Annotated in this window: 26 protein-coding genes; 12 read left to right on the top strand and 14 right to left on the bottom strand. The window is 70.9% G+C overall.

The window, feature by feature from the left end; genetic code table 11:
• Positions 1-119: 119 nt before the first annotated feature.
• Genes ACWGQ1_RS14580 through ACWGQ1_RS14570 form a run of 3 tightly spaced genes read right to left on the bottom strand, consistent with a single transcriptional unit; the run spans position 120 to position 2,368 of the window.
• Positions 120-1,421 carry a GNAT family N-acetyltransferase gene (locus tag ACWGQ1_RS14580; protein ID WP_136045622.1) on the bottom strand — a complete coding sequence of 434 codons (1,302 nt, stop codon included), beginning with the start codon at positions 1,419-1,421 and terminating at the stop codon, positions 120-122.
• Positions 1,422-1,463: 42 nt separating this feature from the next.
• A complete protein-coding gene (locus tag ACWGQ1_RS14575) occupies positions 1,464-1,709 on the bottom strand; it encodes a zf-HC2 domain-containing protein (RefSeq protein WP_136032923.1) in 246 nt (81 codons plus the stop codon).
• Positions 1,706-2,368 carry a sigma-70 family RNA polymerase sigma factor gene (locus ACWGQ1_RS14570; RefSeq protein WP_136032921.1) on the bottom strand — a complete coding sequence of 221 codons (663 nt, stop codon included), beginning with the start codon at positions 2,366-2,368 and terminating at the stop codon, positions 1,706-1,708. Before ACWGQ1_RS14570 ends, ACWGQ1_RS14575 begins: the two co-directional genes overlap by 4 nt.
• 71 nt (positions 2,369-2,439) lie before the next feature.
• Here ACWGQ1_RS14570 and aroA point away from each other — a divergent pair, with 71 nt between their 5' ends.
• The 3 genes from aroA to bcp are packed head-to-tail and all read left to right on the top strand — an operon-like array spanning position 2,440 to position 5,309.
• Entirely contained in the window at positions 2,440-3,756 is a 1,317-nt protein-coding gene (gene aroA, locus ACWGQ1_RS14565) for a 3-phosphoshikimate 1-carboxyvinyltransferase (RefSeq protein ID WP_136032919.1), read from the top strand.
• 2 nt (positions 3,757-3,758) lie between these two features.
• On the top strand, positions 3,759-4,826 hold the full coding sequence (gene rsgA, locus ACWGQ1_RS14560; protein ID WP_136032917.1) for a ribosome small subunit-dependent GTPase A: 1,068 nt from the start codon (positions 3,759-3,761) through the stop codon (positions 4,824-4,826).
• 9 nt (positions 4,827-4,835) lie between these two features.
• Positions 4,836-5,309 carry a thioredoxin-dependent thiol peroxidase gene (gene bcp, locus ACWGQ1_RS14555; protein ID WP_136045624.1) on the top strand — a complete coding sequence of 158 codons (474 nt, stop codon included), beginning with the start codon at positions 4,836-4,838 and terminating at the stop codon, positions 5,307-5,309.
• An 18-nt stretch (positions 5,310-5,327) separates the two neighbouring features.
• Here bcp and ACWGQ1_RS14550 read toward each other — a convergent pair whose 3' ends face one another.
• Positions 5,328-5,714: a hypothetical protein gene (locus ACWGQ1_RS14550; protein ID WP_136045625.1), complete on the bottom strand. Its 387-nt coding sequence runs from the start codon at positions 5,712-5,714 to the stop codon at positions 5,328-5,330.
• 229 nt (positions 5,715-5,943) lie between these two features.
• On the opposite strand from ACWGQ1_RS14550, the gene ACWGQ1_RS14545 reads away from it, so the two are divergent.
• Positions 5,944-6,192 (top strand): WhiB family transcriptional regulator, encoded by a 249-nt coding sequence (locus tag ACWGQ1_RS14545; protein WP_017203224.1) that lies wholly within the window; start codon positions 5,944-5,946, stop codon positions 6,190-6,192.
• Positions 6,193-6,252: 60 nt separating this feature from the next.
• Here the strand turns inward: ACWGQ1_RS14545 and ACWGQ1_RS14540 are convergent, their stop codons facing one another.
• Together ACWGQ1_RS14540 and ACWGQ1_RS14535 are read right to left on the bottom strand one after the other, a co-directional pair.
• Positions 6,253-7,737 carry a sensor histidine kinase gene (locus ACWGQ1_RS14540; protein ID WP_136032911.1) on the bottom strand — a complete coding sequence of 495 codons (1,485 nt, stop codon included), beginning with the start codon at positions 7,735-7,737 and terminating at the stop codon, positions 6,253-6,255.
• A 24-nt stretch (positions 7,738-7,761) separates the two neighbouring features.
• Complete coding sequence (locus ACWGQ1_RS14535) at positions 7,762-8,148, bottom strand: Rv3235 family protein (protein ID WP_136032908.1); 387 nt, start codon at positions 8,146-8,148, stop codon at positions 7,762-7,764.
• A gap of 127 nt (positions 8,149-8,275) precedes the next feature.
• Here ACWGQ1_RS14535 and ACWGQ1_RS14530 point away from each other — a divergent pair, with 127 nt between their 5' ends.
• The gene (locus ACWGQ1_RS14530) at positions 8,276-8,887 is read left to right on the top strand and encodes a hypothetical protein (RefSeq protein WP_452313192.1); all 612 of its coding nucleotides are present in this window, start codon (positions 8,276-8,278) and stop codon (positions 8,885-8,887) included.
• On the opposite strand, the gene ACWGQ1_RS14525 is transcribed toward ACWGQ1_RS14530, so the two are convergent.
• The gene (locus ACWGQ1_RS14525) at positions 8,875-9,153 is read right to left on the bottom strand and encodes a helix-turn-helix domain-containing protein (RefSeq protein WP_452313191.1); all 279 of its coding nucleotides are present in this window, start codon (positions 9,151-9,153) and stop codon (positions 8,875-8,877) included. The genes ACWGQ1_RS14530 and ACWGQ1_RS14525 overlap by 13 nt on opposite strands.
• 97 nt (positions 9,154-9,250) lie before the next feature.
• Here ACWGQ1_RS14525 and ACWGQ1_RS14520 point away from each other — a divergent pair, with 97 nt between their 5' ends.
• Positions 9,251-9,871, top strand: a complete 621-nt coding sequence (locus ACWGQ1_RS14520) for an SAF domain-containing protein (RefSeq protein WP_206251465.1) — start codon at positions 9,251-9,253, stop codon at positions 9,869-9,871.
• Positions 9,868-11,148 carry a P-loop NTPase gene (locus tag ACWGQ1_RS14515; RefSeq protein WP_452313190.1) on the top strand — a complete coding sequence of 427 codons (1,281 nt, stop codon included), beginning with the start codon at positions 9,868-9,870 and terminating at the stop codon, positions 11,146-11,148. The genes ACWGQ1_RS14520 and ACWGQ1_RS14515 overlap by 4 nt, the downstream gene beginning before the upstream one ends.
• Here ACWGQ1_RS14515 and ACWGQ1_RS14510 read toward each other — a convergent pair.
• Both ACWGQ1_RS14510 and secA read right to left on the bottom strand, forming a co-directional pair.
• Positions 11,039-12,265 carry a pyridoxal phosphate-dependent aminotransferase gene (locus ACWGQ1_RS14510; protein ID WP_136035790.1) on the bottom strand — a complete coding sequence of 409 codons (1,227 nt, stop codon included), beginning with the start codon at positions 12,263-12,265 and terminating at the stop codon, positions 11,039-11,041. The genes ACWGQ1_RS14515 and ACWGQ1_RS14510 overlap by 110 nt on opposite strands.
• Before the next feature lie 69 nt (positions 12,266-12,334).
• Complete coding sequence (gene secA, locus ACWGQ1_RS14505; RefSeq protein WP_136032896.1) at positions 12,335-15,139, bottom strand: preprotein translocase subunit SecA; 2,805 nt, start codon at positions 15,137-15,139, stop codon at positions 12,335-12,337.
• 185 nt (positions 15,140-15,324) lie between these two features.
• Here secA and ACWGQ1_RS14500 point away from each other — a divergent pair, with 185 nt between their 5' ends.
• Positions 15,325-15,942, top strand: coding sequence for a PadR family transcriptional regulator (locus ACWGQ1_RS14500; protein WP_136032894.1), 618 nt, complete (start codon positions 15,325-15,327; stop codon positions 15,940-15,942).
• A 79-nt stretch (positions 15,943-16,021) separates the two neighbouring features.
• Entirely contained in the window at positions 16,022-17,350 is a 1,329-nt protein-coding gene (locus ACWGQ1_RS14495; protein WP_136032893.1) for a coiled-coil domain-containing protein, read from the top strand.
• Between the two features lie 66 nt (positions 17,351-17,416).
• Here ACWGQ1_RS14495 and hpf read toward each other — a convergent pair whose 3' ends face one another.
• The 5 genes from hpf to mtrA all read right to left on the bottom strand — a co-directional run bounded on the left by hpf (position 17,417) and on the right by mtrA (position 23,028).
• Positions 17,417-18,073: a ribosome hibernation-promoting factor, HPF/YfiA family gene (gene hpf, locus ACWGQ1_RS14490; RefSeq protein WP_136032892.1), complete on the bottom strand. Its 657-nt coding sequence runs from the start codon at positions 18,071-18,073 to the stop codon at positions 17,417-17,419.
• A gap of 131 nt (positions 18,074-18,204) precedes the next feature.
• Entirely contained in the window at positions 18,205-18,852 is a 648-nt protein-coding gene (locus tag ACWGQ1_RS14485; protein WP_366626863.1) for a phosphoribosyltransferase family protein, read from the bottom strand.
• A gap of 93 nt (positions 18,853-18,945) precedes the next feature.
• Positions 18,946-20,664 carry an LpqB family beta-propeller domain-containing protein gene (locus ACWGQ1_RS14480; RefSeq protein ID WP_136032891.1) on the bottom strand — a complete coding sequence of 573 codons (1,719 nt, stop codon included), beginning with the start codon at positions 20,662-20,664 and terminating at the stop codon, positions 18,946-18,948.
• Positions 20,661-22,340 (bottom strand): MtrAB system histidine kinase MtrB, encoded by a 1,680-nt coding sequence (gene mtrB / locus ACWGQ1_RS14475; RefSeq protein ID WP_136032890.1) that lies wholly within the window; start codon positions 22,338-22,340, stop codon positions 20,661-20,663. The genes ACWGQ1_RS14480 and mtrB overlap by 4 nt, the downstream gene beginning before the upstream one ends.
• Positions 22,341-22,347: 7 nt before the next feature.
• Positions 22,348-23,028, bottom strand: a complete 681-nt coding sequence (gene mtrA / locus ACWGQ1_RS14470; protein WP_136032889.1) for an MtrAB system response regulator MtrA — start codon at positions 23,026-23,028, stop codon at positions 22,348-22,350.
• Between the two features lie 95 nt (positions 23,029-23,123).
• Here mtrA and ACWGQ1_RS14465 point away from each other — a divergent pair, with 95 nt between their 5' ends.
• From ACWGQ1_RS14465 to ACWGQ1_RS14455, 3 genes are read left to right on the top strand one after another with little or no spacing between them, the layout of a single operon-like run.
• Complete coding sequence (locus tag ACWGQ1_RS14465; protein WP_452313189.1) at positions 23,124-24,533, top strand: glycerophosphoryl diester phosphodiesterase membrane domain-containing protein; 1,410 nt, start codon at positions 23,124-23,126, stop codon at positions 24,531-24,533.
• The gene (locus ACWGQ1_RS14460) at positions 24,530-25,171 is read left to right on the top strand and encodes a DUF4129 domain-containing protein (protein ID WP_247981505.1); all 642 of its coding nucleotides are present in this window, start codon (positions 24,530-24,532) and stop codon (positions 25,169-25,171) included. The genes ACWGQ1_RS14465 and ACWGQ1_RS14460 overlap by 4 nt, the downstream gene beginning before the upstream one ends.
• Positions 25,168-26,355, top strand: coding sequence for a DUF4350 domain-containing protein (locus tag ACWGQ1_RS14455; RefSeq protein WP_452313188.1), 1,188 nt, complete (start codon positions 25,168-25,170; stop codon positions 26,353-26,355). The genes ACWGQ1_RS14460 and ACWGQ1_RS14455 overlap by 4 nt, the downstream gene beginning before the upstream one ends.
• Positions 26,356-26,360: the final 5 nt, after the last annotated feature.

Here is a 26,360-nt window from a genome sequence, read left to right as displayed (position 1 = left end):
TGCCCAACAGATTGATTTGGGTGGGTCGATGGGTGAGGAAGAGGTGCAGAAAAGAAATGGGGAACTGCTGCCCGAACCACCTTCCCCCATCCCCCGTTCCCGTTGCGGCGAGGGCGGTCTCAGTACCAGATGTCGAGCGACGGGGCGGGGAATGCGGCCAGGGCCCGGTCGAGCGCCCCCACGGCCTCCGGGGAGCCGCTGATGCGGCCGGCACCCGCCAGCGAGGCCGCGCGCACGCTGCCCGCGTACAGCGACGACAGCGCCGACACCGAGAGCGTGACGTCCGCCTCCTCGCCCGAGGCCGACTCGACCTCGGCACGCCCCGCGCCGTCCACCCGCATGCGCCACTCCCCCTCGGAGAAGCCCAGCGGGTCTTCCACCCGGATCACGACGTCGAGCGGAGACGAGTACCGGCGCCCCGTGAGGGCGGCAGGCACATCGAGGATGCGCAGCCAGCCGTGGTCGTGCACGATCTGGGTGACGCCGCGCGGGTCGGCGACCAGCCACGGCAGCGCATCATCGAGCGGGCGCAGGTCGGCGGTCACCTCGTCCACCAGGTCGTGCTGCAGCGCGAACCGCCACAGCATCGCGGTCGACTCCGGAGTCTCGGCGACCAGCAGTCGCACGTGCAGGGCGAACCGGAACGACTCGCCCTTCTCGCTGACCGCGTACGCCATCACACCGCGGACCACGCCGTCGGCGTCGACGTGTCGTACGCCCCGCACGCGGTCACGGTCGGTGTCCGACGACTGCAGACCGGCGAGGCCCGTCCAGCGCGCACGCCACCCCGGCACCTGTCCCGACCGCGCACCGCGCGAGCGCTCGTGCACCGCGCCGAGCTCCTGCGCGAGCTGCTCACGATCCAGGTACTCGATGCGCCCCTGCGGTGCCGGGCCGTCCCAGCCCGCGCGCCGCGTATCGACCGTGAACCGCGCGACCGGCACGGCAGACCCGAATCCGTAGCGGCCGTAGATCGTCGCCTCCGATGCCGTGAGCCCGGCGACCGCGACCCCGGCGTCTGCGGCGGCGCGCAGCTCGCCCTCCAGCAGGGCGCGGGCGATACCGCGGCGCCGGTGCGTCCCGGAGACCGTGACCCCGCTGATCGCCCACAGGCCGATCTCGCCGCCGGGCACCGTCATGGGCGTCACCCAGGAGTCGATCGTGGCGACGGGGTGCGGCGCGGTCGCCGCGTCACGCTCATAGACCCCGATGTTGCGGCGGCTGCGCACGGTGGGCAGCCCGTCCGCAAGAGTCTCGGCGGTGGGTTCCGCGCCCAGGAAGCCGCGGGCCAGCGCGCGCTGGAACGCTTCGACCGCCGCGGCGTCATCCAGGTCGAGCACCCGGTAGTCGAGCCCCTCCCCTGCCAGACGGTCGACGGAGGTCTGATCGGCGGGGATCCCGCGTGCATCGATGAGGGCCATGCGACCAGCCTATTGGCCGCCGCCGACGCGCGAGCGGGCCAGTCAGTGCTGCGCGGCCTGCACCTCGCGCAGGCGGGCGAACACCTGGTCGCGCAGCTCCTCGGGAGCGGTCTCCTTGCAGGCGCGCGCCACGACCTCGGTGAGTGTGGTGGCCACGAGCGCCTCGTCCCGGCAGGACGGGCAGTTCTCGAGATGCTCGCGGATCTCGGCGTGCTCGGTCTTGCACACCTCGTTGCGGAGGTACTCCTCCAGATCCTGACGGGCCTTGTCGCAGCCGCAGTCGCTCATTTCGTGCTCCTCGGTTCAGCCGCGGCGATGCCTCGCTCGGCGGCATAGTCGGCCAGCAGCTCCCGCAGCATCCGCCTGCCACGGTGCAGACGGCTCATCACGGTGCCGATGGGGGTCTTCATGATGTCGGCGATCTCCTGATACGCGAAGCCCTCGACATCCGCCAGATACACCGCCAGCCGGAAGTCCTCCGGGACGGCCTGCAGCGCATCCTTCACGACCGAGGCCGGCATGCGGTCGATCGCCTCGGCTTCGGCGGAGCGACTGTGCGAGGCGGTGGTCGACTCGGCACCGCCGAGCTGCCAGTCCTCGAGCTCGTCGATGGTGCCCTGGAACGGCTCGCGCTGACGCTTGCGGTAGATGTTGATGTACGTGTTCGTCAGGATGCGGTACAGCCAGGCCTTGAGGTTCGTGCCCTGGGAGAAGGTCGACCACGACCCGTACGCCTTCACGAAGGTCTCCTGCACCAGGTCGGCGGCGTCCGCCGGGTTCCTGGTCATGCGCATGGCCGCCGCGTACAGCTGGTCCATGAAGGGGAGCGCCTGCTCCTCGAACTCGCGTCGAGGGTCGCCGACGGTGTCTGCGGTTGCGGTGTCATCCATCACCGGCCAGTCTAGGCCGCGGAGGTCGATCACCTCGCGCTCCAACGTCGCGGGCATGCCCATCCCTTCCTGCCTCGGGTGCGCCGCTTCTCACGATGACGGCGTCCTGTTTACTAAGGTGAGAACCGATGAGCGCCAAAAGGTATTCCCCCTCCCGTGTGCAGGGCGCCTATCCCGCGCCCACCACCGACGCGCCGGTGCGCGCCGAGCTCACGATCCCCGGATCGAAGTCTCTGACGAACCGTGAGCTCATCATCGCGGCGATCGCCGACGGTCCGGGGCGTCTGATCGCCCCGCTCCACAGCGACGACTCCCAGCGCATGATCGAGGCCCTGCGCGCCCTCGGCGTCGGCGTGGAGGAGGTCGACGGCGGTCACGAGTTCGGTCCCGATCTGGTCGTCACCCCGGCGAAGCTACACGGCGGTGTCACCATCGACTGCGGTCAGGCGGGCACGGTCATGCGTTTCATCTCCCCGCTCGCAGGTCTCGCCGAGAACGACGTGCACCTCACGGCCCACGAGACCGCGCTGCATCGTCCGATGGGCGGCCTGATCAGCGCCCTGCGCGACCTCGGGGTCGACATCGACGACGAGGGCACCTGGGCGCTGCCGTTCACCATCCGCGGGCACGGCCGGATCCGCGGCGGCCGGGTCGAGATCGACGCCTCCGCCTCCAGCCAGTTCGTGTCGGGCCTGCTGCTCGCCGCCCCGCGCTTCGACGTCGGCCTGCACCTCGTGCACACGGGCGAGCGGCTGCCGAGCCTGCCCCACATCGACATGACGATCGAGGCGCTGAGCCGCCGCGGCATCCGCATCGAGCGCCCGGCCGTCGGCGAGTGGCTGGTCGAGGCCGGCGTGCCGCGTGCGAAGGAGATCGCGATCGAGCCGGATCTGTCGAACGCCGCGCCGTTCCTCGCCGCCGCGCTCGTCACGGGCGGAGCGGTGTCGATCACCGGCTGGCCGGCGCACTCGACGCAGCCCGGCGCGCTCCTGCCGGAGATCCTGCAGAGCGCCGGCGCCCACGTGTCCCGCCACGGTGGCACCCTCACGGTGCGCGCGGGCACGAGCATCCGCGGCCTCGACATCGACCTCTCCGCGGCGAGCGAGCTCACGCCCACGCTGGTCGGTCTCGCGGCATTCGCAGAGTCCCCGACCACGATCCGCGGCATCGGGCACATCCGCCTGCACGAGACCGACCGCATCGCGGCGCTCGTAGGGAACCTGCGCGCGCTGGGCGGCACCGCCGAGGAGCTTCCCGACGGCCTGCGGATCGTGCCCTCCCCCCTGCGCGGGGGTACGTGGCCCGCGCACCACGATCACCGTATGGCGACGACGGGGGCCCTCATCGGACTGCGGGTGCCCGGCGTCGAGATCGATGACATCGGCACGACCGCGAAGACCCTCCCGGAGTTCACGATGCTCTGGGAGCGGATGCTGCGAGGCTGACGGTGAGCTGGCTCGACGACACCGACCTCGACGACGACTTCGAGGAGTACGACGAGAGCGCGATCCGCACGCGTCCGAACCCGAAGGCGAACCGTCCGCGCACCAAGCGCCGACCAGCGCACGAGGACGCCCAGATCGGCCGCGTGCTCGGCGTCGATCGTGGACGCTATTCCGTCCTCCTCGACGAGGGCACGGCCGAGGAGCACACGATCACGGCCGCGCGCGCTCGCGAACTGCGGCGCACGCCGATCGTGACCGGCGATCAGGCTCGCGTCGTGGGCGACACCTCGGGCGCCGAGGGCACGCTCGGGCGGATCGTGGGCATCCTCGACCGCACGTCCCTGCTGCGCCGCAGCGCCGACGACACCGACCAGGTCGAACGCGTGATCGTGGCCAACGCCGACCAGATGCTCGTGGTCGTCGCCGCCGCCGACCCGGAGCCGAGGGCCCGCCTGGTCGACCGCTACCTCGTCGCGGCGCTCGACGCGGGCATCCGCCCGCTGCTGGTCGTGACGAAGACCGACCTCGCCGACCCCGCGGAGTTCCTCGCCCACTTCGACGGCCTCGACCTGCGCGTCTTCACCAGCGCACGCGACGAGATGCCCGTGGCGGAGATCGGCGAGGCGCTGGTCGGCCACTCGACCGTCTTCGTCGGTCACTCCGGCGTCGGGAAGTCGACGCTCGTCAACGCGCTGGTCCCGTCCGCCGGCCGCGCGACTGGTCACGTCAACCAGGTCACCGGCCGTGGGCGCCACACCTCCTCGTCGACCGTGTCGCTGCGCTACGAGGGTCCGGACGGCACGGGATGGGTCATCGACACTCCCGGTGTGCGCTCGTTCGGCCTCGGACACGTCGATCCCGCCAACATCCTGGCGGCGTTCACGGAACTCGCCGTGATCGCGGAGAACTGCCCCCGAGGCTGCACCCACCTGCCCGATGCGCCGGACTGCGCCCTCATCGAGGCCGCGGAGCGCGGAGAGCTGAGCGAGACGGGCCGCGCGCGCCTCGACTCGCTGCAGCGCCTCCTGCAGACGTTCGCCGACAAGGCGGAGCAGACTCCCGGCCGATAAAGTGGACGGGTGACTGAGCGCCTGGAACCCGGTACTGCCGCCCCCGACTTCACCCTCCTCGACCAGGACGGGAACCCCGTCTCCCTGGCCGACCTGCGCGGCCGCAAGACCGTGCTCTACTTCTACCCCGCTGCGATGACCCCCGGGTGCACGACCGAGGCCTGCGACTTCCGCGACAGCATCTCGTCGCTGCAGGGTGCCGGCTACCAGGTCGTCGGGGTCTCCCGCGACGACCCCGCCACCCTGACCACCTTCCGCGAACGCGACGCTCTCACGTTCCCGCTGCTCAGCGACCCCGACCACGCGGTCCACGAGGCGTACGGCGCCTGGGGCGAGAAGATGAACTACGGCAAGGTGGTCGAGGGCGTGATCCGTTCGACCTTCGTGCTTGACGAGGAGGGCGTGATCACGCTCGCGCAGTACAACGTGAAGGCCACGGGCCACGTGGCGCGACTGCGCAAGCAGCTCGGCATCGACGCGTGAGCATGGCGCCGTGGGGCGTCACTCCGCCCCGCGGCGCTCGCCTTCGCGTCGCGCGCTGGAGATGAGCAGCGCGAAGCCGACGACTCCCGGAACCGCGAGTCCCAGCACGAACGCCCACGGCACCGGCTGCACCGTGAGCGATCCCAGCGCCAGGGCGACCGCGAGCACCTGAGCCACCACCCCGCCGGAGCGCGCCCACGACCGCCCGGAACGCGTCCCCACGGCGAACGCGACGAGGGCCGCTGCGCCGATCAGGGTCAGCACGATGAGCGCGATCGCCGTCGTCGACGACGCCGCGTCCCCCGCACCGAGACCGGCCACCTCGATCGCCGCGAACACGACGAGCGCGGCGGCTTCCAGAGCGAGCACCGCGGACGCGGCGAGGGCGATTCCCGGTGCGCGCACGGGGTCCTCCTGGGGGTGCAAAGCAGAGAAAACCCTTGATTTCAGGGTATCCATGTAACAGAATAGAGAAAGTCATGTGCTCCCACAGCGGCGTGGGGCGAACGTTCGCGTTCGCATCACAATCGGCGGGCATCCGCCCGCATCTCAACAGGGTAGCGGAACCCGAACCGCCGCCCGAATCGAGAAGTCGCATCGCGACATCTCATGAAATCCACACCGAGGAGCCCCCATGGACTGGCGCGATAAGGCCGCCTGCCTGACCGTCGACCCCGAGCTTTTCTTTCCCGTCGGCAACACCGGACCGGCCGTCGACCAGATCGAGAAGGCCAAGACGGTCTGCGCCACGTGCACCGTCACCGAGATCTGCCTGCAGTACGCTCTGGAGACCAGCCAGGACTCGGGCGTCTGGGGCGGCCTGTCCGAGGACGAGCGCCGCGCACTCAAGCGCCGCGCCGCCCGCGCCCGCCGCGCCTCCTGACGACTTCGAAGCGGCCTGAGATCAGATCTCAGGCCGCTTCCGTCTGTCCGGTGTCCGCGTTCAGCGCTCCAGCCATCGCAGCGGGATGTCGATGACCACCTCGGTGCCCTCACCCTCGCTGCCGCGCCACTCGATCGACCCGCCGAGCTCCCCCTGGATGAGCGTGCGGATGATCTGCGTGCCGAGGCCCTGACCGACGCGCCCCTCCGGCAGCCCGTGGCCGGTGTCGCGCACGGTGACGCGGAGGTTGTCCTCGGTGCGCTGGGCGTCGATGGTCACCGAGCCCTCCTGACCCGCGAGCCCGTGCTCCACTGCGTTCGTGACGACCTCCGTCAGCGCGAGGGCGAGCGGCGTGGCGTACTCGCTCGGGAGCACCCCGAAGCGCCCCGTCGACTGCGTACGAGCCCGGGTGTTCGGCGCGGACGCCACCTCTGCGACCAGCTTGAGGACCCGATCGAACACCTCGTCGAAGTCGACCTTCTGGGTGAGTCCCTGGGCCAGCGTGTCGTGCACGACGGCGATCGCGTCGACCCGGCGCATGGCCTGCGTGAGCGCGTCTCGGGCCTCGTCGGAGTGCGTGCGACGCGCCTGGATCCGTAGCAGCGACGCCACGGTCTGCAGGTTGTTCTTCACCCGGTGGTGGATCTCCCGGATGGTCGCGTCCTTCGTGATCAGCTCCTGCTCCTGATGCCGCAGTTCCGAGACATCGCGGCAGAGCACGATCGCGCCGATGCGGGTGCCGTGGTCCTTCAGCGGGATCGCGCGCAACGAGACGGTCACACCGCGCGCCTCAATGTCGGTGCGCCACGGTGCGCGGCCGGTGACGACGACCGGCAGCGACTCGTCGACCTGCCGCGAGGGCGGTACCAGCCGGGTCGTGACCTCCGCGAGCGATTCCCCCTCGAGCTCGTCGTCGAATCCCATGCGGTTGAACGCCGAGAGCGCGTTCGGGCTCGCGAAGGTGGTGATCCCGTCGACGTCGATGCGGATCAGGCCGTCGGACGCACGCGGCGCTCCGCGACGGGGTGAGGTCGGTGCGGCCGGGTCGGGGAAGCTGCCGTCCGCGATCATGCGGAACAGGTCGTTCGCGCACTCGTCGAACGTGATCTGCTGCCGCGACGGCGTGCGGACCTCGCCGAGGTTGGTGTGGCGGGTCACGACCCCGATGACGGAGGGCGCCACGTCGTCGCCGCGGCGGGTGATCACGATCGGAACCGCCCGCACGCGCGTGGGCGTCTCCTCGAACCAATCCGGCGAGGAGGAGTCCACGATCTCCGCCGACTCGAAAGCGCCCTGGACCTGCGTGCGCCACTGCGGACGAACACGCTCGCCGACGATGTCCCGGTAGAACAGCGTCGCTGCGCCGCTCGGACGGGCGTGGGCGACGGCGATGAAGGACCCGTCCTCCGTCTGGATCCACAGCACGATGTCCGCGGAGGCCAGGTCGGCGAGGAGCTGACCGTCACCGGCAAGACGGTGCAGCCACTCGATGTCGTCGTCGGTCAGAAGGCCCTGGGTCTGGGCGAGGTCGCTGAGGGTTGACACCTACCCAGCCTAGGCCGCACCGCCTCAGAGGATGGCCAGCGACGTCGCCCGCCATCGTCGATCGAGCCCTTCGAGTCGCACCGCGACCGCCCTGGTCCGTCCGGGACCTGCCACGACGACGACCGCTTCGATCACGCCGTCGACCGGCTCCGTGACCCGGAGCGAACGGATCACGAACGTCGGTCGCGCCGGCGGCACACCCCGCGCGCTCCTCGCCCGTGCCGCCAGGTTCGAACGCACGACCAGACTCCGGTACGCGTCCTCGCTGAACCATCGCGCGAGCTGATCGATCTCCCGCACACCGGCGAGCACTTCCAGGACGCCGTGCGTGAGACGGCGCAGCAGCGGTGCGGGATCGGGAAGCTGACGCGTGGGCGTCGGCTGCGGGGCGAAGTACTCGTGAAGCATCATGGCGAACTCTCCGGTCGGCGGACGAACGGCGACAGTCGAGCACGCGCGAGCACCCGCGCGGGGGCGATCAGCGGAACTATGTGGATAACTCGTACATCCGACCCGCGCTCCCCCTACGCTCTGTCGGGTGCACTGGGACCGCCTCTTCGACGACCTCGAGAGCCAGCTCGCCTCGGAGTGGGAGGCGGAGCGCGCCGCGCTGGATGCGGAGTCCGAGCGGCTCCGCATCTCCCGACTCGACCTGCACTCGCGTCTCCGGCAGCTCTGCGCCGCCGACGCCGACGCGGTCGTCGACCTGGCGGACGGCCACCGGCTTCCGGTGACGCTCCGATCCCTCGGCGTCGACTGGATCGCAGCGGTCTCGCGGGTACCGCAGGAGGCGAGGGCTGCCGCGTCGGCCCTGCTGATTCCCCTCCCCGCGATCACGGGTCTCGCCGTCGACCACGGCGCCATGCTCTCCAGCCTCGACGAGCATCGGCCCGCCGAGCGCACCCTCCGCGAGCGTATGCCGATCGGCTTCGTGCTGCGCGACCTCGCGCGACGACGCGTACCCGTCAACCTGACCACACGGCACGGAGACGACGTGCACGGCACGATCGATCGCGCCGCCGCCGATCACCTTGATCTGGCGCTGCACGACACCGGGGAGTCGCGGCGAGCCGCTGCGGTGCGCGGGTTCCGCATCGTCCCGTACGCGGCGCTCGTCGTCGTGCGCTTCTCCGGCGATCAGCGCGTGTGAGCCGCGGACGTTCCCCACACCTCGGGGAAGCTCGCGGTCTGCGACTGACGCCACAGCGCCATCCTGCGTGCCTCTTCCGACTGCTCGGCGAGGTACCCCTCGATGCTGGCCTCCTCCACGCGCCAGCGCGCGGGCGAACCCAGTTGCGCGCCGCGCAGTCGCCCCTCGTGGATGAGGCCGATCACCTCGGCCACGTCGATGCTCAGGAGCTCCGCGACCTGCGCGGGAGCGAGGAACTGCAGTGCGGGGGTCGGAGCGGGTGTCATACCCACATTCTGGTCGAGGGGCTACCGACGGGGGCGGGTGTCCCGCGTATGTGGATAACTCCGCGAGCCCTCTCCGCGGTTCTGTGACGATATCGCCATGGCTTCCCACTCGCGTCCGCGCCCGGCTTTCCGCGCCGACCTGCGCTTCCTGGTCGGCATCGCCCTCGTCGTCATCTCGATCGCCGGGGTATGGCTGCTCGTCGCGGCATCCGACCGGACCGAACCGCTCCTGCAGGCGCGGCGGACCATCGCGCGCGGCGAGGTTCTCACCGCTGACGACTTCGAGGTTGCCCAGGTCAGCATCGGCGCACTCACGGATCGGTACGTGGGTCCAGGTCGGCTCGAGCCGGGGCAGATCGCGCGGCGCACCCTCACGAAGGGCGAGCTGCTCCCCCGGTCCGCGGTGGCCGACGAGAAGGACGACCGCACCACCACCGTCGTGATCGAGACCACGACCGCGATCCCCGATTCGATCGGCCCCGGCGCCGACGTCGAGGTGTGGCAGGCGCCCGCGAGAGACGACGGCAGGACGTTCGACGCCCCGCGCGTCCTCGTCGGCGACGCGGTGGTGCGGACGGTCCTCGAAGACGACGGCATGCTGGCGGAGAGCGGCACGAAGGTGGAGATCGTCGTCGACCGGACCGACGTCGCCGACGTGCTCGCGGCCGCCACCGGGGGCGCCGCGCTCTCCGTGATCCCTGTCGGTGCCGGATCGTGATAGTCCTGGTCGCGCTCCCGAAGGATCGGGCGGACCAGCTCGCCGCCGAGCTCCTCCTGGAAGGAGTGGACGCGGTCGCCATCGATGGTCCGTCGAGCGTTCGCGAGCATCTTCACGCCGGCGTGGATGCGGTGATCGTTCCCGCCTCGCGAGACGCGCTGACTCCGGACCTGATCGCCGCATGTGACCGGGCGGGTGTCCGTATCGTGGCGCTCGGCGACTCCGACAGTCGTCTCCTGGCACGACTCGGCCTTCCGTCGGCGCTGCGCACGGACGCCCCCGGTTGGGAGGTGGCGGCAGCGCTCCACGCGGAGGCCTCGCCCGCCGTCGCCGAGACGCCTCGGAGCGCCTCCCCGAGGATCATCGCGGTCTGGGGGCCCCAGGGAGCTCCCGGCCGCTCGACGGTCGCGATCCAGTTGGCCGTGGAGCTGGCGCGCACGGGCCGCCGCACAGCGCTGCTGGATGCGGACACGGTCGCTCCCTCGCTCGCGCTTCTCCTCGGGCTCGGCGACGACGCCCCGGGAATCGCCGCTGCCTGCCGCCGCGCGGAGACCGGGGCACTCGACAGCGCCGAGCTCGCCAGGCTGGCGGCACGCGTCGGCGCGGGCGGTGTGGAGTTCGACGTGCTGTGCGGCATCAATCGTCCGACTCGCTGGCCCGAACTCTCGGCGCATCGACTCCACGTCCTCCTCGCGGCCTGCCGGGAGTGGGCGGAGGAGACGGTGGTCGACGTGGCAGCCGCGGTCGACGCCGACGACGAGGCGACCTACGATCTGGTCGGCCCTCGCCGCCACGCGGCAACCGCGGCGACCCTCGCCGAAGCCGACCGCATCGTGGCCGTCGCGGCCGCCGACCCGGTCGGCATCAGCCGCTTCCTCCGAGACCACGCCGAGGTCCGCCGACTCGTCGGCTCCACGCCCATCACGGTGGTGGTCAACGCCGTACGCCCCGGGCCGCTCGGCATCGACGCCCGGGGACAGGTGCGCCGGACTCTCGAACGGTTCGCCGGGATCACCGACATCGTCTTCCTGCCGTTCGACCAGCGCGCAGCAGACGCGGCCCTGCTGCACGCGCGGCCCATGGCCGACCTCACACCGCGTTCCGCCCTCGTCGCGGGGGTGCGTCGACTCGCGCTGTCGCTCTCCCCCGCGCCCGCCGTCGCCGCGCCTACTGGCGGTAGCTCGAGAGGAAGTTCCCCAGTCGCTCGACGGCTTCGCTCAGCACTCGCGGCTCTGGCAGGGTCACCAACCGCAGGTGATCGGGGTTCGGCCAGTTGAATCCGGTGCCCTGCACGACCAGGATGTGCTCCGACACCAGCAGGTCGTACACCAGCTTCGCGTCGTCACGGATCTCATGCACCTCGGGGTCGAGACGCGGGAAGGCGTACAGCGCTCCCTGAGGCTTCACGCACGTCACCCCCGGGATCGCCTCCAGGCCTTCCCATGCGATGTCCCGCTGCTCGTGCAGGCGACCGGTCGGCGCGATCAGCGCATCGATCGACTGCACCCCGGAAAGCGCCGCCTGCACGGCGTGCTGCGCGGGCACGTTCGGGCAGAGCCGGGTCGACGCCAGCAGTGTGATGCCCTCGATGAAGCCCTTCGCATGGTCCTGCGGCCCCGTGATCACCATCCACCCCGAGCGGTAGCCCGCCACACGATACGTCTTCGAGAGGCCGTTGAACGTGAGGCACAGCAGGTCGGGCGCGAGGGTCGCCGTGGGGATGTGCACCGCATCGTCGAACAGGATGCGGTCGTAGATCTCGTCCGACAGGATGAGCAGCTGATGCTCCCTGGCGATCTGCACCAGGCCCTCCAGCACCGCGCGCGAGTACACGACACCGGTCGGGTTGTTCGGGTTGATGATGACCATGGCTTTGGTCCGCGGCGTGATCTTGGACCGGAGATCTTCCAGATCGGGCTGCCAGCCGTCGTTCTCATCGCACACGTAGTGCACCGGCGTGCCACCGGCAAGGCTGGTCATGGCGGTCCACAGCGGATAGTCGGGCGTCGGGATCAGCACCTCGTCGCCCTCGTCGAGCAGCGCCTGCATGGTCATGGTGATGAGCTCGGACACGCCGTTGCCGAGGTACACGTCGTCGGGGTCGAACCGCGGGAAGCCCTCGACCTGCTCGTACCGGCTCACCACGGCGCGTCGCGCGGAGATGATGCCCTTGCTGTCGCTGTAGCCGTGCGCCGTGGGGAGGGCTGCCAGCATGTCGTGCACGATCTGATGCGGGGCGTCGAAGCCGAAGATCGCGGGGTTGCCCGTGTTCAGCTTGAGGATCCGGTGGCCCTCTGCCTCCAGTCGCGCCGCCTCGACGAGGGCGTTTCCGCGAATCTCGTACAGGACGTTCTTGAGCTTCGACGACTGGTCGAAGGTGCGCGATGGTGTCATCGATCAAGCCTACAGGGACGAAAGGAGGGCCAATCCGCACGGACTGGCCCTCCTCTCACCCTGCTCGGGTCACTTCTTCTTCTTGCCCTGCGCCCGACGCTGCTCGCGGTTGCCGGCGGCCGGTGCGGGGGCCTCGGTGCGCTGACCGAACGCGCCGCGCGGCGCCTCCTCCTCGGGGGCGGACGGGGGTGTCTGCGCCCGTGCGGCCGCCTGACGCAGACGGTCGGTCGCCGCCTGCTGCACCTGCCCGCGGTCGTTGCGCACCTCGACCTCGCCGGCGTCGTTCGCGGCGGAGTACTCCAGTCGCTGCTCGCCCCCGTCGGTGGCGAGGCCCTTCGCCTCGACCTCCGCGGTCTGCGCATCGCCGACGCGGCGCACCTCGACCTCGAGGTTGTAGAGGTAGCCGACGGACTCCTCCTTGATCTGCCCCATCATCGACTGGAACATCGCGTACCCCTCGCGCTGGTACTCGATGAGCGGGTCGCGCTGGGCCATGGCGCGCAGGCCGATGCCGTCCTTCAGGTAGTCCATCTCGTAGAGGTGGTCGCGCCAGCGGCGGTCGAGCACCTGCAGCACCACACGGCGCTCCAGCTCACGCGTGGCGGCCTCGCCCAGCGACTCCTCGCGCTTCTCGTACGCGATCTTCGCGTCGGACAGCAGTTCGCGCGTGAGACCCTCCGCGGTGATCCCGCCCTTGCGGCCCGCAGCCTCCGACACGACCTCGTCGATGGTCACTCCGACCGGATAGAGCGTCTTGAGCTCGGTCCACAGCGCGTCGAAGTCCCAGCTCTCGTTGTGACCCTCGCCGGTGTGGTCGCGCACGACGCCGCTGATCGCGTCCTCGATGAAGTGCTGCACCCGGTCGGCGATGTCGTCGCCCTGCAGGATGTGGCGACGGTCGGCGTAGATCGCCTCGCGCTGCCGGTTCAGCACGTCGTCGTACTTGAGGACGTTCTTGCGCATCTCGGCGTTGCGCGCCTCGACCTGCGACTGGGCGCTGCGGATCGCGCGGGAGACCAGGCCGGACTCGATCGGCACGTCGTCGGGGAAGTTGGTGCGGGCCAGGATCGCCTCGGCAGCGCCGGACTGGAACAGGCGCATGAGGTCGTCGGTCAGGCTGAGGTAGAACCGGCTCTCGCCCGGGTCGCCCTGACGACCGGAACGACCGCGGAGCTGGTTGTCGATACGACGGGACTCATGCCGCTCCGTGCCGAGGACGTACAGTCCCCCGGCCTCGATGACCTTGGTGGCCTCCTCCGCGACCACGGCCTTCATGGCCTCGTAGGTCTCGTCCCACGCGACCTCGTACTCGTCGGGGGTCTCGACCGGGTCGAGGCCCTTCGACTTCAGTTCCTGCACCGCGAGGAACTCGGCGTTGCCGCCGAGCATGATGTCGGTACCGCGACCGGCCATGTTCGTGGCGACGGTGACGGCCCCCAGGCGGCCGGCGCGCGCGACGATCTCGGCCTCACGCGCGTGGTTCTTCGCGTTCAGGACCTCGTGCTTGATGCCCTTCTTGGCCAGCAGCCGCGAGAGGTACTCGCTCTTCTCGACGCTGACCGTGCCGACGAGCACGGGCTGGCCGGCGGCGTGCCGCTCCGCGATGTCCTCGACGACCTGGGCGAACTTCGCCGTCTCGTTCTTGTAGACGAGGTCGGACTGGTCCTTACGGATCATCGGCCGGTTGGTCGGGATCGGGATGACGCCGAGCTTGTAGGTGGACATGAACTCCGCGGCCTCGGTCTCGGCCGTACCGGTCATGCCGGCCAGCTTCTCGTAGAGGCGGAAGTAGTTCTGCAGGGTGACCGTCGCGAGCGTCTGGTTCTCGGCCTTGACGGGCACGCCCTCCTTGGCCTCGATCGCCTGGTGGATGCCCTCGTTGTAACGGCGGCCCACGAGGATGCGTCCGGTGTGCTCGTCGACGATCATGACCTCGTCGTTCATCACGACGTAGTCGGTGTCGCGCTTGAACAGGGCGAGCGCCTTGATCGAGTTGTTGAGGAACGAGATCAACGGAGTGTTCGCCGACTCGTAGAGGTTGTCGATGCCGAGGTAGTCCTCGACCTTCTCGATGCCCGGCTCGAGCACACCGACCGTGCGCTTCTTCTCGTCGACCTCGTAGTCCACACCGGCCTCGAGCGTGCGGGCGATCTTGGCGAACTCCGCGAACCAGCGGTTCGCCTCGCCCGAGGAGGGTCCGGAGATGATGAGCGGCGTCCGGGCCTCGTCGATGAGGATCGAGTCGACCTCGTCGACGATCGCGAAGAAGTGCTCGCGCTGGACGAGGTCTTCCTTGCGCCAGGCCATGTTGTCGCGCAGATAGTCGAAGCCGAACTCGTTGTTCGTGCCGTAGGTGATGTCGGCGGCGTACTGCTCGCGACGCACCGCCGGAGTCTGCCCGGAGACGATGATGCCGGTGGTCATGCCGAGGGCGCGGTACACGCGTCCCATCAGCTCGGCCTGGTAGTTCGCGAGGAAGTCGTTCACGGTGATCACGTGCACGCCCTTGCCGGCGATGGCGTTGAGGTAGGCCGGGAAGGTCGCGACCAGGGTCTTGCCCTCACCGGTCTTCATCTCGGCGATGTTGCCGAGGTGGAGCGCCGCGCCACCCATGATCTGCACGTCGTAGGCGCGCATGCCCAGGGTCCGCTTGGCCGCCTCGCGCACTGCCGCGAAGGCCTCTGGCATGAGCTGGTCGAGGGTCTCCCCCTTCTCGTACCGCGCGCGGAGCTCCGCCGTCTCGTTGCGGAGCTCGTCGTCCGTGAGCTCCGAGATGTCGTCTTCCAGGGCGTTCACGGCCTTGACCACCTGATTGAGGCGACGGATGATGCGTCCTTCACCGGCGCGCAGCAGCTTCTCAAGAGGATTGGCCACGGATGTCTCTCCCTGTCATTGGGTCCTTGCCGGCCGCCGAGAGGCGATCGCCAGGCATACTTTGCCATGTTACCGGTCTGTGACCTGCGCGTCGCCTGCACGGCATATCGTGCCGCGCCGCGGCGGTGTTGCCGAGTATGCATATACTCGGCATGCTTCCGTCCGTCACGCAGAGGAGTCCGGCCATGTCCGTCCGCCACAGCCTGCTCGCCATCCTCGATCAGGGCGCCTGCTACGGGTACCAGCTCCGTCACGAGTTCGCCCGTCGAACGGGGTCGACCTGGACCCTGAACGTGGGACAGATCTACAACACGCTCGAACGACTCGAGCGCGACGGCATGGTGCAGCGGGGCGACGCCGACGAGCACGGCCACGTGTACTGGCGGATCACGCCGGACGGATCGGCCGAGGTGGCCCGCTGGCTGTCCGACCCCGTCGAGCGGATCCAACCGGCGCGCGAAGAGCTGGCCGTCAAGGTCGCGATGGCGGCGACGCTCCCCGGGGTCGACGCCGCCGACGTCATCCGCGCGCAGCGCGCGTCCTCTGAGCGCCGGCTCGCGGCTCTGCGCGACGCCGCCTTCACCGGTCACGACGCCGACAGCGCGGAGGCTCTGGCCTGGTCGCTCGTGACCGACTCCATGATCTTCGCGGCCGAGGCCGAGGTGCGGTGGCTGGAGCACACCGAGCGCCGTCTCGCCGCACACCCGCATCCTCAGCTCGCGCTCGGTCTCGCGACCGAGCGACCCAAGCGCGGCCGCCCCGCCGGAGCCGCGCAGCAGCGTCGGCCCGAACCCGTCGCCTGAGACCGCCGCGGTCGTACGGCACGTTCGCCTGGAGCGGATGCTCAGCCCGCGCGGTCACCGGGGAAACTAGGATCGCCTCATGGCTGGATTTTGGGGTAGACGCAAACGCGAACAGGAAGAACTCGCCGCTCAGGACGCCGACCTCGCACGGCGTGCCGAGCAGGCCCTCGTCGGAGCCGACGAGCGCATCCGCACCACCGCCGATGAGCTCGTGTTCGCCGAGGCCGAGCTGGGCGAGTCTCTGACCGCCGACCTCAAGGCCGCCCTGACCTCCGTGCGCACGCACCTGCGCGAGGCGTTCCAGCTTCATCAGCTCAACCACGACGAGATCCCCGACACCGCCGAGGAGCTGCGCACCCGCAACGCGCGCATCTTGCAGCTGTGCGACTGGGCCGAAGACCTCCTGGACGAGAAGACGACCGTCCTCGCGGAGTCGGTCGCGAAGGTGCGCCGCGCACCCCAGATCATCGCCCAGGTGCGCGCCGACGCCGAGGCCCTCGCCGCGCGGATCCCCCAGACGGACGAGACGGTCTCCCGTCTCTCCGCGCGCTACGCCGACTCGGCGATGCACCAGATCACGGCGAGCGCCGCCGAGGCGCAGCAGCTGATCCGCTTCGCCACCCACAGCGCCGACATCTCCGAGCGACGCCGCGAGGCCAAGCAGAACGAGGAAGCCAACCTCGCCCTCGAGACCGCGACCGAGGCGACGCGGCGAGCCGCCGCACTGCTGGACGCGGTCGAGGACTTCGAGATCGAAGCGCTCCGCGCCGAGTCCACCCTCGCCGAGGTCATCGCCGACTCCCGCGGCGACCTGATCGCCGCCCGCAACGCCCCCGCGGTGCCCGCGGTCGCCGAGGCGGTGGCGGCGCTGCAGGCCGCGCTCGCCTCGCTGACCCCGGCCGGCCAGCCGAATGATCCGTTCGCCGAGCTGTCGCGACTGCGCGAGGCCAACTCGGCGCTCGACGACGCCATCGCCAAGGCCAGGCACCGCGCCGAGAATCCGCTGCCGTCGCTCGCCCAGGTACAGCACGCGATCGACGACGCGGACCGTCAGCTGGGCGTGGCACGCGGCCTGATCGCCGGACACCGCGGCTGGATCGGGGCGGATGCGCGCACACGACTCGCCGAGGCCGAGCGCCTGCGCGTCGACCTGAGCGACCTCCTGCCGGCGGAGGACACCAGAGAGGCCGCGCTCGTGCAGGCGCGACGGGTCGCGCACCTCGCCGCCGAGGCGCTGCAGCTCGCGCAGCGCGACATCGACTCCTCGCGCCCGCAGGACCAGGACTGGGGCGGCGGCGGCTGGGGCGGCGGTCCGCGCCGGGGTGGTGGCATGGGCGGCGGCGACCTCGCCTCCGGCATCCTCGGCGGACTCGTCATCGGCAGCATCCTCGACGGCATCTTCGACTGACGCACCCCTGACCACGCGAAACGGCCCGATCCGCGATGGATCGGGCCGTTCGTGCGTCTGCCGAGCTCAGGAGGCGAGTGCCTCCGCCGGCGGTGCCTGCGTGCTCAGCGCGATCACGCCGTAGTCCCAGCCCTTGCGGCGATACACCACACTGGGATGGTCGGTGCGGGCATCGACGAAGAGGAAGAAGTCGTGCCCGACGAGCTCCATCCGGTCGACCGCCTCCTCCACGGTCATCCACTCCGCATCGAAGCTCTTGGTGCGGATGACGACGGGCGAGTACTCCTCTTCCTCGTCGTTCTGCACAGGGATGCTGCCGGTCGCGACGGCGTGCAGGACCTCGACCGAGGCCGGCTGCACGTCGATGCCCTCGAGCGATCCGCTGCCCTTCTCGAAGTGTGGGCCGCGCGGGTGCTGGCGTCCGTCGACGCGCTTCTCCTTCGCGCGGCGCAACTGCTCCGTCATCTTGTCGACCGCGAGATCCAGCGCGACGAACTTGTCGCCGTCGACCGCCTCGGCCCGGACCACGGGACCCTTCCCGATGAGCGTCAGCTCGACCGTCTCATCGGGAACGCGCCCGTTTCGATACACGCGGTGGGTGACCTTGACGTCCAGACGTTGCGCCTTGGCTGCGAGAGTCTCGATCTTGGCGATCTTCTCTTCGACGACGGTGCGGAAGCGATCGGTGATACCCACCCCGACGCCGACGATACTCGTTTCCATTGCTGCCTCCTTGTCCCGGTCCTCCCGGCCAAGGGCGGACCGTGGTCGCCTTGTGACACCCCACCGTAGTCCGACCGGCGACGGAAGTCACGGGTGTCGGCCCTGTGTCCCCGGTGAGTCTCCGATGAACCTCATCCGGATACCGCGTTCGTCGGCGTGGCGGCGAGCGCGACCAGCGCGATCACCGCATACCCGGCCTCCTCGAGCGCCCGCGCGGCCTCGTCCAGGGTCGCCCCGGTGGTGACCACGTCGTCCACCACGACGACCGCCGCGCCGCGCCCGTCCGCGACGGCACGCATCGCGGCGCGGACGTTGTCGCGCCGCTCCATCGCGCCGAGGATGCGCTGGTCGTGCGCCGCCCTGGTCCAGCGCAACACCCGCGTGGTGCTCGCCCCGGCCCGCCGCACCAGCAGATCGGGCACCCGGAAGCCGCGGCGCCGGAACGCACGGCGCGACGTCGGCACCGGCACGACGAGGGCTCCGTGGCTCACCGCGGGCCCGAGCACGGCAGCCAGCGCGGACCCCAGCGGGCGCGCGAGGAGGGTCTCGCCCTCGTCTTTGAGGCGGCGCAGGCATCGCGCCGCCACGCCCTGATAGGTCAGCGCCACGTGGACGTTCCGACCCTCGGGCGTGCGCACCGCCCGCGGGTCGGGGATCAGCTCGGCTCGACAGACGTCGCACAGCAGCGTGCCGGGCAGGCCGCACCCGCCGCAGACCGCCGACAGCAGCAGCGCGGCCGCCTCGAGCACGACGGAACGGAGGGCGGAGGGCACGGGCATGCCTTCATGGTGTCTCCGGTGCCCGCGCCGCGGCGGTCGTCGCGAGCACGACCCGCGGGCCGCACCGCGAGATCCGTCACCGTGGAGGAGAGGTCACTCCCCCGCCCGGGTCGCCAGGACCGTGATGCCCTCCGTGACCTCGCGCCACGCCGATCCCGCGTGCGCGTACAGCTGACCGGCGGCACCGAGGATCCGCACACCCGCGGGCGTGCGCGCGCCGGAGATCGAGATCGCATCGACCGGCGCCGTCTCGGACGACCCCGGCCCGCCCACGGTCTGCAGCACGAGCCGCGGACTGCTGGGAGAGGCCAGCACGGCAAGCCGGTCGGGCCCGAGCCACACGAGCCCGGTGGACGGCTCCGGGAGCTGGAACAGCTGCACGAGGTCGCCGAGCTCGGTCGGCACGCCCGCCGAGTCGCGCACGATCGCCGCCACCACGACCCACCGCTGCCCGCCGACCACGATCACCGCGGCGACCCGGGCACCGTCCGCCGACACGCGCAGGTCGGAGATGGAGGAGGCGCTCGGCCACGCGTTCGCCACGGCGTGCGGGGCCGCATCACTCCCCGAGGCCTGCACCGCCTGGGGATCACCCTCCGGGACGGACCACGCGTAGCCGAAGGGGTCGAGAGACGGCTCGACCAGACCGGCGCGCGCGTCCAACTCATCGCGTCCGGACTTCGCCACCCGGTACACGTGACCGTCGTCGAGCTGCACGACCGCGTAGGAGTCGTCGATGCCGACGTCGATCGCCAGGATCGGCTGCGGGATCGCGACGATCTGCTCGCTGATGTCCGGGATCGGGGAGATCTCGTCGCCGACGATCCGCCCGAACTCGCCGTTCCGCAGGACCAGCGTCCCGACGTCCGCCGGGGTGCCTGCGAGCTCGACCACCCCCGCGTCGAGGGACCTGCCGTCGACGCTGAAGCGCACCTGCGTGACGTTGACCCCGGCGGCCTTCAGCGTGGACTGCAACTGCGTGCGCATGCGGGCGAGCGTGGTCTGGTCCAGTCCGGACGCCGGACGCGTCAGAGCGACCTGAGCCACCTGTCCCGTGATCGGCACCGCGTCCTGCGCCAACTGCACGTCGGCGGGGAACGCGGTCTGCACGGCCGGGTCCAGCCACTCCGACGGCGTTCCGCTCACGAGCGCCTGCGTGACGGTCGTCGCCGGGCTCTGGCGTCGGGGGAACCACCGCATGTCCGGCACGAGGCGCGACCACGAGGAGTCGAACCACTGCAGCGGGTACCCCTCGAACACCTTCGGGAACCGCGCCTCGTCGATCACGATGCCGTCGGGCGCCTGGGTGATGCGCCACTCGCCGTCGTCCATGCGCTCCAGCGCGAAGGGGACGCTGGAGTCGCCGGGCGCGCCGCTGTAGGCACCCGCCCCGTCGACGCTCGCCACCAGGTCGAGCTGCACCTGCACCTCGGCGGTGTCCGCCTGTTCCACCTCGTCCTCCGGCACCGTGGACGACAGCGTCCGCGCCTCGGGGCCGACGTCGATCGACACGCCCGCCGACGGTGCCCAGCTGCGCTGCAGCGCCGGGGCGAGGAACTCGCGCGCCGTGTCCCAGTTGTCCGACGTCGTGATCCCGGCCTCCAGGAAGCCCTCGACGATCTCCTCCGGACCGGCTCCGGCGATGGGACCGGAGGCGACGGGGAGGACGTCCACATCCTGCGGCGACTCGCCGAGCTTGAGGCCCACCGCGACATCGCCGCTCGTGGGCAGACCGGCGCAGGCGGGGAGGAGCAGCGCCACGATGCCCAGGGCGGCGGCGAGCGCGAGACGTCGCGACCTGCGTGCACTCACGGTTCCTCCCTCCCCTCGAGCAGCTCCGAGTACATCTCCGCGATCGAGATCGGCTGCGTCGCATCGCCCAGTTCCGCCAACGGTTCCTGGGGCTCCACCGGGACCGGGCTCGGCCCGTCGAGAACACCGTCGTGGCGAGGGATGGTCAGCACGAAGTTCGACCCGACGCCCAACTCGGACCACACCGCGAGCGTACCGCCGTGCAGGGTGGCGTCGCCCAAAGCGATCGACAGTCCGAGCCCCGTGCCACCGATCGTGCGCTGCCGGGAGGGATCGGCGCGCCAGAACCGGTCGAACACGCGCTCGGCGTCGGCCGGGTCCATGCCGAGGCCGAAATCGCGTACACCCGCCGCCACCGCGTGCTGATTGCTGTCGACGGTGACCACGATCGGCCGGCCCTCGCCGTGCTCGATCGCGTTGCCGACCAGGTTCCGCAGCACTCGACGCACCCGGCGCGGATCCATGTCCACCGGCGAGTAGCCGCCCGGTGCGACGAGCCGCAGCTCCGAGCCGCGGCCGTCGGCGAGCGGCCGCATCTGCTCGATGACGTCTTCCGCGAGGTGCGCGAGGCTCGTCGCCTCGAGCTCCAGCTGCACGGATCCCGCGTCGTACCGGCTGATCTCCAGCAGGTCGGACAGCAGGGTCTCGAAGCGCTGCACCTGCGCGTGCAGCAGTTCGGTCGCCCTGGCGGTGGTCGCGTCGAACTCGTCACGGTGGTCGTTGAGCATGTCGGCGGCGAGACGGATCGTCGTCAGCGGCGTGCGGAGCTCGTGGGAGACGTCCGACACGAAGCGCTGCTGCACCATCGACAGCTCCCCGAGCTCCTTGATCTGCGCCTCGATGCTGTCGGCCATGGCGTTGAACGACCGGCCGAGGGTCGCGAGCTCATCCTCGCCGTGCACCTCCAGCCGCACGCCGAGGTCGCCCGCGGCGAGGCGCGCGCTGGTCTCCGCGGCCTGCACGATCGGCGTCGACACCGTCCGCAGCACGATCCACGAGATCGCGGCGACGATCGCCACCAGGCCGATCCCGGCGATCCACAGCGTGCGCTGCACGAACACCAGCGTCTGATCGGCATCGGCCAGGTCGTACGCGAAGTAGATCGCGAACGGGCCGGCCTCCGGCACCTGGAGCTGCTGCCCCACGATGATGCCGGGAACCTCTCCCCCGTCCTCGACCGGCAGCGCGACCGACTGCCACGCCTGGACGTAGTCGAGCTCCTCCACCCTCGTCTTCAGCTCGGGGCTGAGGAGGTTGGCGGTGAGGCCGGCCGTGAAGCCGTTCAGTCGCACCCCTCCCGGCTCGTCCTCGATCTTGAACCCGGCCAGCTGGTCGGCGCTGGACGTGCGCGCCAGCGTGTCGGGGATGCTGTTCCACAGGTCGGTGAGCGCCGCGGGGTCGTCGCCCACCTCGGCCACGTCGAGGATGCTCTGCGCCTGGTCGACCGCGCGGCGCGCGTCCTCCAGGGCGACGTTCTTGCGGGAGACGAACAGGTCGTTCTGGATCACGAGCGCCATGGTGACGCACGTGATGAAGATCGCCAGCGAGGTCGCGACCAGGGTGATCGCCAGGGTGCGGAACCGCAGCGACCGCCGCCACAGCGCCGAGATCACGGCCGGCCAGCCACGCCAGTCGCGCAGCACAGCGACGGCCGTGGTCGCTGTCGTCGCGGCCATCGTGCGCCTAGGCGACGCTGCCGGCGCGGTAGCCCACACCGCGCACGGTCATCACGATCTTCGGGTTGTCCGGGTCGAGCTCGACCTTCGCGCGCAGCCGCTGCACGTGCACGTTCACCAGTCTGGTGTCGGCCTTGTAGTGGTAGCCCCACACCTGCTCGAGCAGCATCTCGCGCGAGAACACCTGCTGCGGCTTGGAGGCGAGGGCCACGAGCAGCTGGAACTCCAGCGGCGTCAGGGCGATGGGCGTGGTTCCCCGGCGGACCTCGTGCGCGTCGACGTCGACCGTGAGGTCTCCGATGCGCAGCTGTTCGCTGGTGGTCTGCGGGGTCGGGCGCAGCCGGGTGCGGATGCGGGCGACCAGTTCCTTCGGGTTGAACGGCTTGACCATGTAGTCGTCGGCGCCCACTTCGAGGCCACGCACCACGTCCGCGGTGTCGCTGCGCGCCGTGAGCATGATGATCGGCACCCCGGACTCCGCCCGGATCCGCGTGCAGATCTCGATGCCGTCCATGCCGGGGAGCATGAGGTCCAGCAGCACCAGGTCGGGACGCTGTGCGCGCCACTCGTCGACCGCGCGCGCGCCGTCCGCGCAGAAGACCGGCTCGAAGCCCTCCGTGCGCAGCACGATGCCGATCATCTCGGCGAGCGCCGTGTCGTCGTCGACCACGAGGATGCGTGAGGTCATAACTGTTACCTTATGGCACCGAGTACCGCCCTCCGCAGGTCTGCGCCTCACCGCGAGGATATGACACGATGGGAGCGCACGACGGAGGGAGGCCCGTGAGCGGCCAGACGTGGACCCCAGCCCCCAAGAAGGGGATCATCCCCCTTCATCCGCTGACGTTCGGCATGCTGCTCGGCAAGGCCTTCGCGGCGCTCCGCCACAACCCGAAGGTGCTGTTCGGGTTCGCCGTCGTGATCCAGTTCGTCGTCGTCATCGCGACCGCCGGTGTCATGGGTGTCGTGCTTTTCACCACCTTCACCCGCCTCGAGACGGTGTCTCCCTCGTCGCCCGACTTCGAGGCCGTGCTCGCCGGCACGATCGCCATCAACGTGATCGCCGGGCTGATCGTCGGGCTCGCGTCGATCGCCTTCACCGCGATGATGCAGGGCGTGGTGGCCGCCGACATCGGGTACGCCGCCGTCGGGCGGAAGGCCTCGCTGCGTATGCTCTGGCGCCGCATGCTCCCCGCGTTCTGGCGGCTCGCCGGCTTCGCATCGCTCTCGGTGCTCGCGATGTTCGGCGGCATCGCGATCGTCGTCGCCATCATCGGCGCACTCACCGCCGGCGGTCTGGGCGGCACGCCGGAGCTGATCGGCATCGTGATCATCGTGGTGGTCCTGCTGGCGATCGCCGCGATCCCCCTGACCATCTGGCTGACCACCAAGCTGCTTCTCGTCCCGTCGATCCTGGTACTGGAGCGCGCGCGCTTCCGCGACGCGTTCGTGCGGTCGTGGCGTCTGACGCGCGGCCGGTTCTGGGTCGCGTTCGGAGTGACGTTCCTGATCAGCCTCATCATGGGGCTGGCGATGCAGGTGGTGAGCATCCCCACGGCGCTGGTGTCGTCGTTCCTCGGAACCGTGATCGCGCCGACCGGCGCCAGCGAGCCGAGTGCGGTGATCGGCTACGTCTTCGCCCTCCTCGCCCCGCAGGTGCTCCTGCTGATCCTGCAGGCGATCACGATCGTGGTGCAGAGCACGGGCGGTGTGCTGGTCTACCTCGACTGCCGCATGCGCTACGAGGGCCTGGACCAGACGCTCCTCTCCTATGTGGAGCGCCTCGACCTCGGTGCGAGTGAGGACCAGCTCGGCGACCCGTTCGTGGTGGACACCGCCCGCGCCGTCACCTCCGCCCCGCCGCCGCGTCAGGTTCCGGAGCACGTGATGATGACACAGGGGTACGGGTACCCCCAGGCCGCGCCGCAGCCGTATCCCTACGGTCCACCGCCGGCCGGGACGGCCCCGGGGTTCGGCGGCGCGCCCTCCCCCGCATACCCGCCGGCACCCGCGCCCGCGTCTCAGCCCGTGCCCGGGTTCCCGCCGGCACCCGCGTACCCGCCGGCACCCGCGCCGGCCTTCGCACCCGCGCCCCCGCCCGCCCCGGCCCCGCATCCCGCGGCTCCGGCGACGCCCGCTTCCGCGCCCGAGGGCGACGGAAAGGCTCCCGGTGGCGGTGACCGCTCCGCATGATGCTCCGGTTCGACGAGGTCTTCATCCCCGACGGCGATGAAGCGCGCCGGTGGGCCGAGGAGGAGCTCGCCAACCCGCGCTACGCCGACGCCAAGCCGACCTGGTTCGATCTGCTCGCCCGCGACGTCGGACGGTTCCTCGCCGATCTGTTCAGCTCCGGCAACGGTCAGAGCGTCGGCCCCGTCGCACTCATCGCCGTGGTCCTGCTGATCGCCGCCGCCCTGATCACGGCCCTGCTCGTGTGGGGGCGCCCCCGGCGGTCCCGCGCGGTACGTCGCGGCCACGCGCACCTGCTGGGCGCCGACGACGACCGCACCGCCGCGCAGCTGCGCACCGATGCCGAGCGCAGCGCGCGCGACGGCGACTGGGACACGGCCGTGGTGCTGCGCTACCGGGCCATCGCGCGCAGCCTCCTCGAACGCGACCTCATCGACCCCGCGCCCGGCGCGACCGCGCAGGCCATCGCACGATCGGCGAGCCTCGTGTTCACCGAGGAGTCCGACGCGATGCGCCGCGCCGCCGCCGCCTTCGACGATGTGCGCTACCTGCGCCACCCCGCCTCCGAGGAGACCTACCGCGAGCTCGCCGCGACCGACGACCGCCTGCGCGCGCGGCGACCGGAGGCGGTACCCGCATGACCCTCGTCACCCCGCAGGACGCCACGACGGCCGAGCGGCGCCCTCGCCGCACGGGCGCGATCGTGGGCTGGGCGCTCATCGGCATCCTCGTACTCGTCGTGGCCTATGCCGCCTCGCAGTTCGCCGCCAGCAGCCCCGGCGCTCGCGGTGCCCTCGACCCCGAGAGCCGCAGCGACACGGGAGCGCTCGCCCTCGCCGAGATCCTCCGCGACCGGGGCGTCGAGGTCGAGGTCGCCCGCAGCCGCGCCGAGGTCCGCGCGGCACTGGACGACGATGCCACGCTGGCCATGACCAACCCGTACACCCTGAGCGACGACGCGATCGCCGACCTCATCGCGCCGGCCGCACGCGTGGTCTTCCTCTCCACCGGCACGCACCTGCTCGGGGAACTGCGGATCGGCGAGCCCGCGCCGGGCAGCGTCTCCACCGCCGCGGCCGACTGCGCCGTGCCCGAGTTCGCCGAAGTGGGCACGATCCGGCCCGACCGCCTGTTCTCGCCCGCGAGCGGCGTCGACGCCTGCTTCGGCGACGACAGCGGCGCGGCCGTGCTCGTGGACGACCGCGACGGCAACCGTCGCACGATCGTCGACGGCACCAAGCTGTTCAGCAACGCCTTCCTCGCCGAGAACGGCAACGCCGCCCTCGGCCTCGCGCTGCTCGGCCAGTCCGACCGCCTCGTCTGGTACGTCCCCTCCTTCCAGGACTCCGACGTCGAGGGCACCGCCGCGCCGGACACGCTCGGCAGCCTCACGCCGGACTGGGTCACCCCGGCCATCCTCCTGCTCCTCGCCGCCGGACTCGCGGTGGCGGTGGCGAGAGGGCGGCGCTTCGGCCCGCTCGTCGCCGAGACGCTGCCGGTCACCGTCCGGGCCTCGGAGACGATGCTCGGACGCGCCCGGCTCACCGCCAAGGCCGCCGACGCCCCGCACGCGGCCGAAGCGCTGCGCGAAGGGACCCGCCGACGGCTCGCCGTGCGGCTCGGGCTCGCCGTCCAGGCCGGAGCCGACGAGGTCGCCGACGCCGCCGCCGACCGGCTGCGGATCCCCCGCGGCACCCTGCAGGCGCTGCTCGCCGGAGCGCCACCCGCCGACGACGCCGCCCTGATCGCCCTCGCGCGCCAGCTCGACGAGCTCGAGACCGCCGTCGAGGACACCGCCCGCACCGCGCGGAGCGACGACGGATGACGCCC

The sequence above is a fragment of the Microbacterium sp. NPDC055599 genome (assembly GCF_053618975.1).
Note: the sequence above shows the minus strand (reverse complement) of the source record. Positions and strands in the feature narration are given on the sequence as shown.